The organism is Jannaschia sp. R86511, assembly GCF_042466345.1.
Taxonomy (GTDB): domain Bacteria; phylum Actinomycetota; class Actinomycetes; order Actinomycetales; family JBBAYJ01; genus Aquipuribacter.
Genome location: NZ_JAXHCD010000001.1, coordinates 2,248,270 through 2,261,916, shown reverse-complemented (window position 1 = coordinate 2,261,916; position 13,647 = coordinate 2,248,270). Strand labels below are relative to the sequence as shown.

Genomic DNA, 13,647 nt, shown 5'->3' with positions numbered 1-13,647 from the left:
GCTCGGCCGACGGCGACCGCCGGGGACGAGGGCCCAGCCGGCTCAGCCGGCCAGCGCCGCCCAGCCGTCGCGCACCCGAAGCACGAGCTCCTCGCGGGCCGGCAGGGGCAGGAACGTCGCCTCGGCGGCGGCGACGCTGGCCAGCGCCAGGTCGGCGTCGCTCCAGCCGGCCTGCTCGCGCAGCAACGTCATCTCCTTGGTCATGGTCGTGCCGGACACCAGCCGGTTGTCCGTGTTGACGGTGACCGCGAAGCCCAGGTCCTTGAGCAGGGTGGACGGGTGCGCGGCGATGCTGGGGGCGGCGCCGGTCTGCACGTTGGACGTGGGGCTGGCCTCCAGCGGGATGCGGCGGTCGCGGATCCAGGTGGCGACGCGACCCAGCTGCGGGGTGCCGCCGGGGGCGTCGGCCGCGACGACGTCGTCGGCGACGCGGACGCCGTGGCCCAGGCGCAGCGCCCCCACCGACAGGGCGTCCTCGACGCTGTCCAGGCCGGCGGCCTCGCCGGCGTGGACGGTGAACGGCACGTGCTCGGCCCGGAGCAGGTCGAACGCCTCGGCCTGCCGGCTGGCGGGGAACCCGGCCTCCGGGCCGGCGATGTCGAAGCCGACGACGCCGGCGTCGCGGTAGCGCACGGCCAGCCGGGCCGCGGCCACGTGGTTGTCGGTCTGGCGCATGGCGTCGATGAGCGTCCCCACGCCGATCCGGTGCCCGGCCTCGGCCGCCTCGCGGACCCCGCGGGCGAAGCCCGCCTGCCCGGCCTCCACCACGGCCTCCAGCGACAGGCCGCCCTCGGTGCACAGCTCGGGCGCGTAGCGGATCTCGGCGTGGACCACGCCGTCCGCCGCCAGGTCGAGCACGGCCTCCGCGGCCACGCGCTCGACCGCCTCGGCGGTCTGCAGCACCGCGACGGTGTGGGCGAAGGTCTCCAGGTAGCGCACCAGCGAGCCGGACTCCGCCGAGGCCACGAACCACGCAGCCAGCTCGTCGGGGTCGGTGCTGGGCAGGGTGTGGCCGATGCCGTCGGCCAGCTCCACCAGCGTGGCCGGTCGCAGCCCGCCGTCCAGGTGGTCGTGCAGCAGCACCTTGGGGGCGGCGGCGAGGTCGACGGGGCTCGGGTGCGTGGGGGTGGCGGTCACCCGCTCACGGTAGTGCCCGCCCGCTCGCCCCGACGAGCCGCCGGCGGGGCTCAGGCCAGCGGCGTGTCCACCCGCTCCAGCACGACCTCGCCGACCGTCGCCGTGCCGCCGTCGACGACGTCGTAGGCACCCTCGAGCGACTCCAGGGCCCGGGCGAACCGCTCCGGGGTGTCGGTGTGCAGGGTGAGCAGGGGCTGGCCAGCGCGCACCTGCTGACCCGGCTTGGCGTGCAGCTCGATGCCGGCCCCGGCCTGCACCGGGTCCTCCTTGCGGGCCCGACCGGCGCCGAGCCGCCAGGAGGCGACCCCGACGGCCAGCGCGTCCAGCCGGGTCAGCACGCCGTCCGCGGGGGCGGTGACGACGTGGCTCTCGCGGGCGGTGGGCAGGGCCGCGTCCGGGTCGCCGCCCTGGGCCCGGATCATGGCCTTCCACGCGTCCATCGCCCGGCCGTCGGCCAGCGCGGCGGCCGGGTCGGCGTCGATCCCGGCCAGGGCCAGCATCTCCCGCGCCAGGGCCAGGGTCAGGTCGACGACGTCGGTCGGCCCGCCACCGGCGAGGACCTCGACGGACTCCCGGACCTCGAGCGCGTTGCCGACGGTCAGGCCGAGCGGGGTGGACATGTCGGTGAGCAGGGCGACGGTGGGCACGCCGGCGTCGGCCCCGAGGCCGACCATGGTCCCGGCCAGGGTGCGGGCGTCCTCGATGCTCTTCATGAACGCGCCGGAGCCGACCTTGACGTCGAGCACCAGTCCCCCGGTGCCCTCGGCGATCTTCTTGCTCATGATCGAGCTGGCGATGAGCGGGATCGCCTCCACCGTCCCGGTCACGTCTCGCAAGGCGTAGAGCTTTCGGTCGGCGGGGGCAAGGCCAGAGCCTGCCGCGCAGATCACGGCGCCGACGTCGACGAGGATCTGTCGCATCCGGTCGTTGTCCAACCCGGCCTGCCAGCCCGGGACGGACTCGAGCTTGTCCAGCGTCCCGCCCGTGTGACCGAGGCCGCGCCCGGACAGCTGCGGCACCGCGGCCCCGCACGCGGCGACCAGGGGCGCCAGCGGCAGCGTGATCTTGTCGCCGACGCCGCCGGTGGAGTGCTTGTCGACGCTGGGCCGCGGCAGGTCGGTGAAGTCCATCCGCTCGCCCGAGGCGATCATGGCGCGGGTCCAGCCGGAGATCTCGTCGCGGCCCATGCCGCGGATCAGGATGGCCATGGCCAGGGCCGACATCTGCTCATCGGCCACGGCGCCGCGGGTGTAGGCGTCGATCACCCAGTCGATCTGGGGGGTGCTCAGCACCCCGCCGTCCCGCTTGGTCCGGATGATGTCGACGGCGTCGAACGCCTCGGTCGCAGGAGTGATCACCACGCCGCGCAGCATCCCACGGCCCGGCCGCCGGCCGGGACGTGCCACGGTCCGTCGGGCCCTCGAACCGTCGGACCGTTCGGGGCTAGGGCAGGACGAACGCCCCGGGCAGCACGTCGGTCATGGCCACGGGGGCGGCCCCGTCCCCGGCGTCCAGGACGCAGGTCGGCCCGCCGGCCTCCCACAGCAGCTGCCGGCAGCGCCCGCACGGCGGGCAGGGGTCGCCGGCCGCGTCGACCACGCTGACCGCCACCAGCCGACCGCCGCCCGTGGCGTGCAGCGCGGAGACCATGCCGCACTCGGCGCACAGCGTGACGCCGTAGGCGCCGTTCTCCACGTTGCACCCCACGACCACCCGGCCGTCGTCCACCAGGCCGGCCGCGCCGACCGAGAACCCGCTGTAGGGCGCGTAGGCGCGGCGCATGACCTCGACCGCGGCCTGCCGCAGCCCCGGCCAGTCGACCTCGGGCCCGGGCGCCTCGGTCCCTGACCCGCTCCCTGACTCGCGCTCTGGCCCGTTCCCTGGCCCGGTCACGAGCGGTACGGCACGCCGTCGGCCGCGGGGGCGCGGACCTTGCCCACGACACCGGCCACGGCGAAGATCGTCACCAGGTAGGGCGCCATCAGCAGGAACTCCAGCGGGATCGGGGTGCCGATGATGGACAGGATCGACGCCAGGTTGAGCGCGAACCCGAACAGCAGCGCCGCCACGAGCGCCCCGACCGGGGACCACCGGCCGAAGATGAGCGCGGCCAGGGCGATGAACCCCTGCCCGGCCGTCATCTCCTCGCCGAACGCCCCGACCGAGCCGAGCGTGAAGAACGCCCCGCCCAGGCCGGCCATCGCGCCACCCATGAGCACGTTGCGGTAGCGGACCTTGTTGACGTCGATGCCGGCGGTGTCCGCGGCCTTGGGGTGCTCCCCCACCGCGCGGACCCGCAGCCCCCACCGGCTGCGGAAGAGCATCACGTGCAGCACCACGACGGCCACGTACATCAGGTAGACGATGATCGACTGGTTGAACAGCACGGGGCCCAGCACCGGGATCTCCACCAGCCCCGGGATCGGGATGCGCGAGAACCGGCCGGGCTGGTTCCAGGCGTCGGCGTTGTTCACCAGCACCTGGCCGTACAGGAAGCTCGTCAGGCCGAGGACGAGCACGTTGAGCACCACGCCGAGGACGATCTGGTCGACGAGGTAGCGGATGGCGAACACCGCGAGCAGCCAGCCGAAGAACAGCCCGGCCACCGGCGCGGCCAGCAGGCCGACGTACAGGTTGCCGGTCAGGCTGGCCACGACGGCGGACGCGAACGCCCCCGCCAGCAGCTGGCCCTCGATCGAGATGTTGATGACGCCGGCCCGCTCGCACAGCACCCCGCCCAGCGCCCCGAAGACCAGCGGGGTGGCCAGGAACAGCGAGCCCTGCAGCAGGCTGACGAACGAGATCTCGTTGTCGGCGATGGCCCACACCAGGAACGCCAGCGCGAACGAGACGCCGAAGGCCACCGACCACCAGGTCGACACCGGCCGGCGGGTGGCCACCAGCCAGGTGACGACGCCGGCCACGCCCAGGCCGAGCACGGCCAGCAGCAGGGCCGTCAGCTGCGTGGGCACGACCACCGACGGCAGCTGCACCAGCTGCGACTCCACGGACAGCCGGAACCCGCTGGTGGTGCCCGCGGGCGAGCCGAGCCCGAACCCGAGCAGGGCCAGCAGGCCCATGACCCACAGCACCACGGGCTGGCGCCACGAGCGGCGCACGGCCACGACGGGCGGGCCCTGCGGGACGTCGGCCTGCGGTGCGGGAGCGGTGGCGGTGGCGCTCATCCGTTCCACCCCTTCGAGAGCTGACCGACGCCTGCGCCGGTGGAGCGGAGCCGGAACACGGCCGAGATCAGGGCCGGTGCGGCGATGAACAGCACGATCAGGGCCTGCAGGACGACGACGATGTCCAGCGAGGTGCCCGTGGTGGCCTGCATGGTGAGCCCGCCGGCCTTGAGCCCGCCGAAAAGCAGGCCCGCGGCGACCACCCCGAGCGGGTTGGCCCGGCCGAGCAGGGCGACCGTGATGGCGTCGAAGCCCAGCCCGGCGCTGATGCCGCCCGTGAGCACCTTCTCGCTGCCCAGCACCTGCGAGACGCCGGCGACGCCGGCGAAGGTGCCGGCCAGCACCATGGCCGTGACGTAGGTGCGGGGCACCGACATGCCGGCCGTGCGGGCCGCCTCGGGGTTGGCCCCGACCGCGCGCAGCCGGAAGCCGACGGTGCTGCGGTTGATGAGCCACCAGGCCAGCGCGGCCGCGGCCAGCGCGATGACGAAGGCCCAGTTGAGCCGCCCGAAGGGCAGCAGGGCGGGCAGCGCGGCGGTGTCGGGGATGGGCGGGCTGATCGGGTCGGCCCGGCCCTCGCGCTGGAAGTACGTGGTACCCAGGGCGAACAGGATCCCGAACCGGGCCACGTAGTTGAGCATGATCGTGGTGATGACCTCGTGCGCCCCGGTGGTGGCCTTGAGCACCCCGGGGATCGCCCCCCACAGCGCCCCGCCCAGCAGGCCGGCCAGCACGGCCGCGACCAGGTGCACGACCGGCGGCAGCGCGAAGGCGAAGCCGACGTAGGCCGCGAACACGGCCGCGACGGTGATCTGGCCCTCGGTGCCGATGTTGAACATGCCCGCCCGGAACGGGATCGCCACGGCGAGGCCGCCGGCGATCAGCGGGGTGGCGAACAGCAGCGTGTTGGCCAGCGGCCCGAGCACCCCGGCCACGCTGTCGGCCGACAGGTTGATGATCGAGCCGCGGAACAGCGCCGCGTAGGCCTGGGTCACGCTCTGCCAGACCGCGACGAAGGTGTCGGTGGGCCGCGAGAAGAAGTACTGCGAGGCGGCCCGCACGTCGTCGTCGCTGAGGGCGATCAGCACGGCCCCGACGACCAGGGCCATCACCACCGACAGCAGCGAGGGCAGCGCGGTGGAGCGCCAGAACGACGTCGCCCGCGGCCGCGCGGCCGACGGCTGCGGAGCGGGCGCGGGGGTCTCGGCCACGGGGGCGCTCATCGGTCTCCTCCGGACGGGGCGACGTCGGGACCGGCGTCGGCCCCCGGCGGGGTCTCACCGGGGGCGGGCAGGTGCCCGGTCTCGCTGCGGTGGGCGTGCGCGGCCTCCTCGGCGGACATCCCGGCCATCATCAGCCCCAGGACCTCGCGCGGGGTGTCGGCCGGGACGACCCCGACCACCCGGCCGGCGTACATGACGGCGATCCGGTCGGCGAGGGCCACGACCTCGTCCAGCTCGGTCGAGACGATGAGGACGGCGGTGCCGTTGTCCCGCTCGCGCACGATCCGGCTGTGGACGAACTCGATCGACCCGACGTCCAGGCCGCGGGTCGGCTGGCTGGCGATGAGCAGGCGCAGCGGGCGCGACAGCTCACGGGCCAGGACGACCTTCTGCTGGTTGCCGCCCGACAGCGACCCGGCCGTGGACTCCGGGCCGCCGGCGCGGATGTCGAACTCGGTGATGCGCTGCGCGGCGTTCTCGGCCACGGCGCCCGGCCGGTAGCTGAGCCCGGAGCCGTACGGCGCGTCGTGGAACAGGTCGAGCACGAGGTTCTCGGCCACCGTGAAGCTGCCGATCACGCCGTCGGTGGACCGGTCCTCCGGGACGAACCCCACCCCGGCGTCGAGCACCTGGCGCACGGAGCGACCGCCGAGCTCGTTGCCGTCGAGCATGACCGAGCCGGTGGTCGGCCGGTGCAGGCCCAGGACGACCTCGGTGAGCTCGGTCTGGCCGTTGCCCTGGACGCCGGCCAGGGCGACGATCTCGCCGCTGCGCACGTCCAGGTCGACGCCGGCCAGGCTGGTGACGCCGGACGGCTCGACCAGCGTCAGCCCGCGGACGCTGAAGCGGACCTCGCCCGGCTCCTGGTCCTGCTTGTCGACCGTCAGGTCGACGGCCCGGCCGACCATGAGCGAGGCGAGCTCGGTGGCCGACGCGGACGGCTCGGCGGTGCCGACGACCTTGCCGCGGCGGATGACGGTGATCCGGTCGGCGACCGCCTTGACCTCGCGCAGCTTGTGCGTGATGAAGACGATGGCCTTCCCGGAGTCGGCCAGCTCCCGCATGATCGTCAGCAGCTCGTCGGTCTCCTGCGGCGTCAGCACCGCGGTCGGCTCGTCGAGGATGAGCACCTCGGCGTCGCGGACCAGGGCCTTGACGATCTCCACCCGCTGCTGCACGCCGACGGGCAGGTCACCGACCATGGCGTCGGGGTCCAGGTGGAAGCCGAAGCGCGCGGCGGTCTCGCGCACCCGCTGCGCGGCGCCGGCGCGGTCGAGGAACCCGCCGCCCTTGACGGGCTCGTCGCCGAGCACGACGTTCTCGGCCACGGTGAACACCGGCACGAGCATGAAGTGCTGGTGGACCATGCCGATGCCGGCCGCCATGGCGTCGCGGGGCCCGGTGAAGGCCACGGGCTCGCCGTCGACCAGCACCGTGCCCTCGTCGGCCCGCAGCAGGCCGAAGAGCACGTTCATCAGGGTGGACTTGCCCGCGCCGTTCTCGCCCAGCAGGGCATGGATCTCACCGGGCTCGACCACCAGGTCGATGCCGTCGTTGGCGGTGAACGAACCGAACCGCTTGGTGATGCCCCGGAGCTCGAGCTTCACCGCCACCTCCTCGTGTGGGTACCTGCGTCAGAACGTACTGCGGGGGCGCACCGGTCCGGTACGCCCCCGCAGCTGGAGCCGTGTCACAGAGCGCGCGTCACGGGGACGCGGGCGACTCCACGACGATGTCGCCGGCCACGATGCCGTCCTGGATCGCGGTGAGCTCGTCCTTCAGCTCCTGCGGGACGGTGTCCTCGAAGTCGTGGAACGGGGCCAGCCCGACGCCACCGTTCTCCAGCGTGCCGACGTACGGGTCGCTGCTGAACGCGCCGTCGATGGTCTCCTGCGTGGTCGTGAAGACCGCGGCGTCGATGTTCTTGAGCACCGAGGAGATGAACAGCGAGCCGTACTGCGAGGCGGACTCGTAGCCGTCGGAGTCGACCCAGATCAGGTTGACGCCGTCGGCGGCCTCGGCGGCCGCGGCCGCACCCAGGCCGACGGGGCCGGCCACGGGCAGGATGATGTCCGCGCCCTGGGAGATGAAGTTCTCCGTCGTGGTCTGGCCGTTGGCCTGGTTCTCGAAGTCACCGGTGAAGGTGCCGTCCTGGGCTTCCTTGTCCCAGCCGAGGACCTGGACGTCCTCGCCCTTCTCCTCGTTGTAGTAGGCCACGCCGTCGACGAAGCCGTCCATGAAGATGGTGACGGGCGGGATCGGGATGCCGCCGAAGGTGGCGACGGTGCCGGACTCGGTCATGCCGGCGGCCAGGTAGCCACCGAGGAACGCGGCCTCGGCGGTGTTGAACAGCAGCGGCTTGACGTTGTCGGCCGGCTCCTCGAGCGTGGAGTCGATCAGGGCGAACGTCTCCTCGGGGTTGGCCGTGGCGGCCTCGCCGACCGCGCCCGCCAGCAGGAACCCGACGCCGACGATCAGGTCGCACTCACCGGCGACGAGCTGCTCGACGTTGGGGGTGTAGTCGGTCTCGGAGCTGGACTCGACGACGTTCTTCTCGATCCCCAGCTCGTCGACGGCCTGGGTCAGGCCGCGGTCGGCCGCCTCGTTGAAGGACCGGTCGTCGACGCCACCGGCGTCGGTGACCATGCAGCCCGTGAAGTCCACCGGCTCCGCGGCGGCCTCGCTGCTGTCCGTGGCACCGGCGGCACCGCTCTCGGCCGGGGCCGCCTCGTCGTCGGGCGCCTCGCCGCACGCCGCGAGGGCGAGGGCCGACAGACCCAGGACCGCGGTCACACGCGTCCACTGCTTCACAATTTCCTCCTGATGGTGTGGCCGATGGACCGCCGGGGTGGCGCCGGTGACGGCTGCTGGGGCCCCGCGCACGGTCGAGGGGGAACATACCTTCCGGGGGGGCTCCGCCACGACGGTCCGGCGAGGTCGTGACCAGGTCGTGACGATCCCGTGATCCGGGCTCGAACAGCAGGTCAGGAGCGGTCAGAACCGCTCTGACGGCTCGTAGCGGCCCCACTGGTCACGCAGCACGCCGCAGACCTCACCGACCGTGGCCAGGGCGGCCAGCGCGTCCCGCATCGGGACGAGCACGTTGGCCGTGCCCGCGGCGGCCTCGCGCAGCCGCGCCAGGGCCTGCTCGACCGCGGCGCCGTCGCGCCGGGCGCGCAGCGCGGCCAGCCGGGCCACCTGGGCCCGCTCCAGGTCCGGGTCCGGGCGCAGCGGCTCGTAGGGCTCCTCGGTGTCGGTGCGGAAGCGGTTCACCCCGACCACGACCCGCTCGCCGGCGTCGATCTGCTGGGCGACGGCGTAAGCGGAGCGCTCGATCTCCGACTTCTGGAAGCCGGCCTCGATGGCGGCCACGGCCCCGCCCAGGTCGTCGACGGAGCCGATCAGGCGCTCGACCTCGGCCTGCAGGGTGTCGGTCATGGCCTCGACGGCGTAGGAGCCGGCGAACGGGTCCACGACCTTCGTCACGTCGGTCTCGAAGGCCAGCACCTGCTGGGTGCGCAGCGCGAGCCGGGCCGCCTTCTCCGTCGGCAGGGCGATGGCCTCGTCGTAGGAGTTGGTGTGCAGGCTCTGCGTCCCGCCGAGCACGGCACCCAGGGCCTGCAGGGCCACCCGGACCAGGTTGACCTCGGGCTGCTGGGCCGTCAGCTGCACCCCGGCGGTCTGGGTGTGGAAGCGCAGCATCTGCGCGCGCGGGTCGTCGCAGCCGAAGCGGTCGCGCACCAGGTGGGCCCAGACCCGGCGGGCGGCGCGGAACTTGGCCACCTCTTCCAGCAGCGTGGTGCGGGCCACGAAGAAGAACGACAGCCGGGGCGCGACCTGCTCGACCGCCAGCCCGGCGGCCTGCGCGGCCTCCAGGTAGGCGATGCCGTCGCTCAGGGTGAACGCGACCTCCTGCGCGGGCGTGGCCCCGGCCTCGGCCATGTGGTAGCCCGACACCGAGATGGTGTTCCAGGCCGGCAGGTGCTCGGCGCAGTAGGCGAACGTGTCGCTGACCAGGCGCAGCGACGGCGCCGGCGGGAAGATGTACGTGCCCCGGGCGATGTACTCCTTGAGCACGTCGTTCTGCACCGTGCCCCGCAGCCGGGCCGGGTCGATGCCGTTCTCCTCCGCGACCAGCTGGTAGAGCAGCAGCAGGACCGACGCGGGGGCGTTGATGGTCATCGAGGTCGACACCTCGTCCAGCGGCAGCCCGTCGAACAGGGTGCGCATGTCGTCCAGGGAGTCGATCGCCACCCCGACCTTGCCCACCTCGCCTCCGGCCAGCGGGTCGTCGGAGTCCAGGCCCATCTGGGTCGGCAGGTCGAAGGCCACGCTCAGCCCGCCCGTGCCGGCCGCGACGAGCTGGTGGTAGCGGGCGTTGGACTCCGCGGCGCTGCCGAAGCCCGCGTACTGCCGCATGGTCCACGGCCGGGTCGTGTACATCCCCGGGTGCACGCCACGGGTGTACGGGAAGCGCCCCGGCTCCCCCAGGCGCCCCGGCAGCCCGTCGGCGACGTCCTCCGGGCCCGCGACCGCGGGCAGCGACAGCCCCGACTCGGTGTGCGACCCCGTGGAGCCTGTCGTGGACCCCGTCGTCGACTCCCGCGTCATGGCGGCGATCGTACGGTCGTCCGCGCTCACACCAGGTCGGTGCGGCCCTCCCGCTTGAGGATGTCGACGATGTGCTTGACCTCCTGCGCCCGCTCCCGGGTCGTGACCAGCACGGCGTCCAGGGTGTCGACCACGACGACGTCCTGGATCCCCGCCACCACCACGAGCCGGCCCCCGTTGGGCACGACCACGCCGGTGGCGTCGTTGCCGACGACCTTGCTCGCGTCGCCCAGCACCCGCAGGCCCTCGGCGTCGTCCCCGGCGGGCACGGTCTGCTCCAGGCCGGAGGCGAGCAGGTCGCCCAGCGAGGTCCAGTCCCCCACGTCGTCCCAGCGGAACGGGCCCGGCACGACGGCCACCCGGCCCTGCGCGGCGGCCGGCTCGGCCACGGCGGTGTCGATCGGCACCGACGGCAGGCTGGGCCAGGTCGCGGCCAGCACCTCCTCGCGGTCCTCGCCGTCCCAGGCGGCCGCGATCCGCTGCAGCCCGGTGGCCAGGGCGGGCTCGTGCTCGGCCAGCAGGTCCATCAGCCCCTGCGCCCGGACGACGAACATGCCCGCGTTCCAGCGCCAGCCGGCCTCGACGTAGGCCCGCGCCGTGGCCTCGTCCGGCTTCTCGACGAACTGCTCCACCCGGCGCAGCGACGGCGCCCCCCGCACGTCGAGCGCCTCGCCGGGGTGGACGTAGCCGAAGCCGGTGGACGGGCCGGTGGGGTCGATGCCGATCGTCACGAGCCAGCCGTCCCGCGCCGCCGCCACGGCCTCGGTGACGGCGGTCCGGAAGGCGTCGTCGTCGGTGATCACGTGGTCGGCCGCGAACGACCCCAGCACGGCCTCGGGGTCGCGCCGGGCCAGCACCGCCGCCGCCAGGCCGATGGCCGCGGCGGAGTTGCGGGGCGCGGGCTCGACCACCAGGTCCTCGTCGTGCAGGCCGGGCAGCTGCCGGGCGACCGCGACGGCGTGGGCCGAGCCGGTCACCACGACCATGCCGTCCTCGCCGGCCAGCGGCACCAGCCGGTCCCAGGTGGCCTGGATCAGGGTGCGGCCCGTGCCGGTGAGGTCGTGCAGGAACTTGGGGCGGGCCGAGCGCGACAGCGGCCACAACCGGGTGCCCGCGCCCCCGGCCGGGACCACGGCGTGGAAGCCGGGCAGCCGTTCGGACGGGTGGGCGGAGCGCCAGTGGTTCATGCCCAGGACCGTAACGGTGGGGGCACTACAGTGACGCGCATGCGGGTCGCTGTGGTGGCGGAGTCGTTCCTGCCCACCGTCAACGGGGTGACCAACAGCGTCTGCCGCGTGCTGGAGCACCTGGAGCGCCACGGCCACGAGGGCCTGGTCATCTGCCCCGGCCCGGCCCCGGAGTCCTACGCCGGCGCGGCGGTGCGGGAGGTCACGGCGTTCAGCTACCGGCAGTTCCCGGTCGGCCTGCCCACGGCCCACGTCACCCAGGCGCTGGAGGACTTCCGCCCCGACGTCGTGCACGTCGCCGCCCCGTTCGTGCTCGGCGCCTACGGCCTGACCGCGTGCGAGCGCCTCGACCTGCCCACCGTGGCGGTCTACCAGACCGACATGGCCGGCTTCGCGGCGCGGCACGGCTTCAAGATGGCCTCGCGCGGGGTCTGGCGCTGGGTGCGGCGGGTGCACGAGATGGCCGACATGACGCTGGCGCCGTCGCGGGCCGCCGCCGCCGACCTGCGCGCCCACCGGGTGCCCCGGGTGCGGCTGTGGGGCCGCGGCGTGGACACCGAGCGGTTCGCCCCGGCGCAGCGCGACAGCGGGTCGGCCCGCGCCCTGCGGCAGCGGCTGTCCCCGGACGGCGAGGTCGTCGTGGGCTACATCGGCCGGCTGTTCCCCGAGAAGCGGGTCGAGCGGCTCGCCGCCCTGGCCGCCGTGCCCGGCATCCGCCTGGTGGTGGGCGGGGACGGCCCGAGCCGGGCCGGGCTGGAGCGCCACCTGGCCGAGGTGGGCCTGCCGACAACGTTCCTGGGCCACCTGGACGGCCAGGCCCTGTCGGACGCCTACGGCGCGCTCGACGTGTTCGTGCACACCGGCACCGAGGAGACGTTCGGCCAGACGCTGCAGGAGGCCATGGCCGCCCGGCTGCCCGTGGTGGCCCCCGACGTCGGCGGGCCGCGCGACATCGTGCAGCACGGGGTCACGGGGTACCGCTACGGCGGCGAGGACGACCGGGCGATGGCGCGGCAGGTCGGGGTGCTGGTCCGGGACGCCGCGCTGCGCGAGCGGATGGGCGAGGCCGGACGGCGCGCCGTGCTCGGCCGGTCCTGGGACGCCGTGTGCCAGCAGCTGCTCGGCTACTACGACGAGGCGGTCCGGGCCCACCCCGGCACGCCGCGCCGCACGGTGCTGGACCTGTCGACCGTGGCGGGCGGCGACCTGTTCGCACGCTGACCCCGGTCGACACGCCCCGCGCACGTGCGGTCACGCTGTGACCCACACGACGTCGCCCCGACCCGTCGTGCCGGGTCGGGCGCACGTATGCTGAGCCCGTCGGTGCACCCCGGCGCCCCGTACGGGGGTGGCCAGTCAGGTGGCCGTGACAACGGGACTGCAGGAAGGACCGCACAGTGGCGTCCACCGCCGTCAACGCCCCCAGCCGCAGCAGGAAGCCGCAGGGGACGCTGTACCGGGGCAACGAGGGCATGTGGTCGTGGGTGCTGCACCGCATCACCGGCGTCGTGCTCTTCTTCTTCCTGCTCGTGCACGTCCTGGACACCGGCCTGGTCCGGATCTCGCCCGAGGCCTACGACGTGGTCATCGAGACCTACAAGAACCCCGTGGTCGGGCTGGCCGAGGTCGGCCTGGTGGGGGCGTTCCTGTTCCACGCCCTCAACGGCCTGCGCGTGATCCTCGTCGACTTCTGGCGCAGCGGGCCGCGGTTCCACAAGCAGATGCTCTACGGCGTGATCGGCCTCTGGGTGATCCTCATGGTGCCGTTCACCGTCCGCCACCTCGGCTTCGTCTTCGGGGAGTGACCTGATGGCCATCACCGCACCGGCCCTCGAGGCCCCCCGCTCCCGCGCCCCCCGCAGCGGCAACGCCGAGCTGTACGGCTGGCTGTTCATGCGGCTGTCCGGCGTCGTGCTCGTCGTCCTCGTCTTCGGCCACCTGCTGGTCAACCTGGTCCTGGGCGAGGGCATCAAGCAGATCGACTTCGCGTTCGTCGCCGGCAAGTGGGCCAGCCCGTTCTGGCAGCTGTGGGACCTGGCCATGCTGTGGCTGGCCCTGATCCACGGCGGCAACGGGATGCGCACGATCATCGCCGACTACTCCGAGAAGGACTCCACCCGGCTGTGGCTGACCGGCGCCCTGGTCGTCGCGGTCGTGGTCACCCTGACCATCGGCACGTACACCATCACCACCTTCGACCCCTGCATCGACCCGGCGTCCACGCTGTCGGTCTGCACGGGCTGATGAGCACCCGCACCTGCAGCACGGCTGACCGGACGGCTGCCCGGCACGAGGAGGAGCACG

General features: G+C 73.7%; 12 protein-coding genes. 3 read left to right on the top strand and 9 right to left on the bottom strand.

Annotated elements, in window-relative coordinates:
- Nucleotides 1-42 precede the first annotated feature (42 nt).
- From SJY06_RS10685 to SJY06_RS10645, 9 genes are all read right to left on the bottom strand, one after another.
- Nucleotides 43-1,137: an adenosine deaminase gene (locus SJY06_RS10685; RefSeq protein WP_380167359.1), complete on the bottom strand. Its 1,095-nt coding sequence runs from the start codon at nt 1,135-1,137 to the stop codon at nt 43-45.
- A 50-nt stretch (nt 1,138-1,187) separates the two neighbouring features.
- Nucleotides 1,188-2,498 (bottom strand): thymidine phosphorylase, encoded by a 1,311-nt coding sequence (locus tag SJY06_RS10680; protein WP_380167357.1) that lies wholly within the window; start codon nt 2,496-2,498, stop codon nt 1,188-1,190.
- A gap of 82 nt (nt 2,499-2,580) precedes the next feature.
- Entirely contained in the window at nt 2,581-3,030 is a 450-nt protein-coding gene (locus tag SJY06_RS10675; RefSeq protein WP_380167355.1) for a cytidine deaminase, read from the bottom strand.
- The gene (locus SJY06_RS10670) at nt 3,027-4,322 is read right to left on the bottom strand and encodes an ABC transporter permease (RefSeq protein ID WP_380167353.1); all 1,296 of its coding nucleotides are present in this window, start codon (nt 4,320-4,322) and stop codon (nt 3,027-3,029) included. The genes SJY06_RS10675 and SJY06_RS10670 overlap by 4 nt, the downstream gene beginning before the upstream one ends.
- Entirely contained in the window at nt 4,319-5,545 is a 1,227-nt protein-coding gene (locus tag SJY06_RS10665; RefSeq protein ID WP_380167351.1) for an ABC transporter permease, read from the bottom strand. The genes SJY06_RS10670 and SJY06_RS10665 overlap by 4 nt, the downstream gene beginning before the upstream one ends.
- Nucleotides 5,542-7,152: an ABC transporter ATP-binding protein gene (locus SJY06_RS10660; protein ID WP_380167349.1), complete on the bottom strand. Its 1,611-nt coding sequence runs from the start codon at nt 7,150-7,152 to the stop codon at nt 5,542-5,544. Before SJY06_RS10660 ends, SJY06_RS10665 begins: the two co-directional genes overlap by 4 nt.
- Nucleotides 7,153-7,249: 97 nt before the next feature.
- Nucleotides 7,250-8,356, bottom strand: coding sequence for a BMP family protein (locus SJY06_RS10655; protein WP_380167347.1), 1,107 nt, complete (start codon nt 8,354-8,356; stop codon nt 7,250-7,252).
- A 183-nt stretch (nt 8,357-8,539) separates the two neighbouring features.
- A complete protein-coding gene (locus SJY06_RS10650) occupies nt 8,540-10,156 on the bottom strand; it encodes a methylmalonyl-CoA mutase (RefSeq protein ID WP_380167345.1) in 1,617 nt (538 codons plus the stop codon).
- Between the two features lie 26 nt (nt 10,157-10,182).
- A complete protein-coding gene (locus SJY06_RS10645) occupies nt 10,183-11,343 on the bottom strand; it encodes a mannose-1-phosphate guanylyltransferase (protein ID WP_380167343.1) in 1,161 nt (386 codons plus the stop codon).
- 39 nt (nt 11,344-11,382) lie between these two features.
- Between SJY06_RS10645 and SJY06_RS10640 the strand changes: the two genes are divergently transcribed.
- From SJY06_RS10640 to SJY06_RS10630, 3 genes are all read left to right on the top strand, one after another.
- Nucleotides 11,383-12,564, top strand: a complete 1,182-nt coding sequence (locus tag SJY06_RS10640; protein WP_380167341.1) for a glycosyltransferase family 4 protein — start codon at nt 11,383-11,385, stop codon at nt 12,562-12,564.
- A gap of 176 nt (nt 12,565-12,740) precedes the next feature.
- Nucleotides 12,741-13,148 carry a succinate dehydrogenase, cytochrome b556 subunit gene (gene sdhC, locus SJY06_RS10635; RefSeq protein WP_380167339.1) on the top strand — a complete coding sequence of 136 codons (408 nt, stop codon included), beginning with the start codon at nt 12,741-12,743 and terminating at the stop codon, nt 13,146-13,148.
- A 4-nt stretch (nt 13,149-13,152) separates the two neighbouring features.
- Nucleotides 13,153-13,587, top strand: a complete 435-nt coding sequence (locus SJY06_RS10630) for a succinate dehydrogenase (protein ID WP_380167337.1) — start codon at nt 13,153-13,155, stop codon at nt 13,585-13,587.
- The last annotated feature ends 60 nt before the right edge of the window (nt 13,588-13,647 follow it).

Bases quoted from the DNA above. Each gene is read 5' to 3' on its own strand.
- SJY06_RS10670 (WP_380167353.1), bottom strand. From the start codon at position 4,322: ATGAGCGCCACCGCCACCGCTCCCGCACCGCAGGCCGACGTCCCGCAG.
- SJY06_RS10640 (WP_380167341.1), top strand. From the start codon at position 11,383: ATGCGGGTCGCTGTGGTGGCGGAGTCGTTCCTGCCCACCGTCAACGGG.
- SJY06_RS10630 (WP_380167337.1), top strand. From the start codon at position 13,153: ATGGCCATCACCGCACCGGCCCTCGAGGCCCCCCGCTCCCGCGCCCCC.
- SJY06_RS10645 (WP_380167343.1), bottom strand. From the start codon at position 11,343: ATGAACCACTGGCGCTCCGCCCACCCGTCCGAACGGCTGCCCGGCTTC.
- SJY06_RS10665 (WP_380167351.1), bottom strand. From the start codon at position 5,545: ATGAGCGCCCCCGTGGCCGAGACCCCCGCGCCCGCTCCGCAGCCGTCG.
- SJY06_RS10650 (WP_380167345.1), bottom strand. From the start codon at position 10,156: ATGACGCGGGAGTCGACGACGGGGTCCACGACAGGCTCCACGGGGTCG.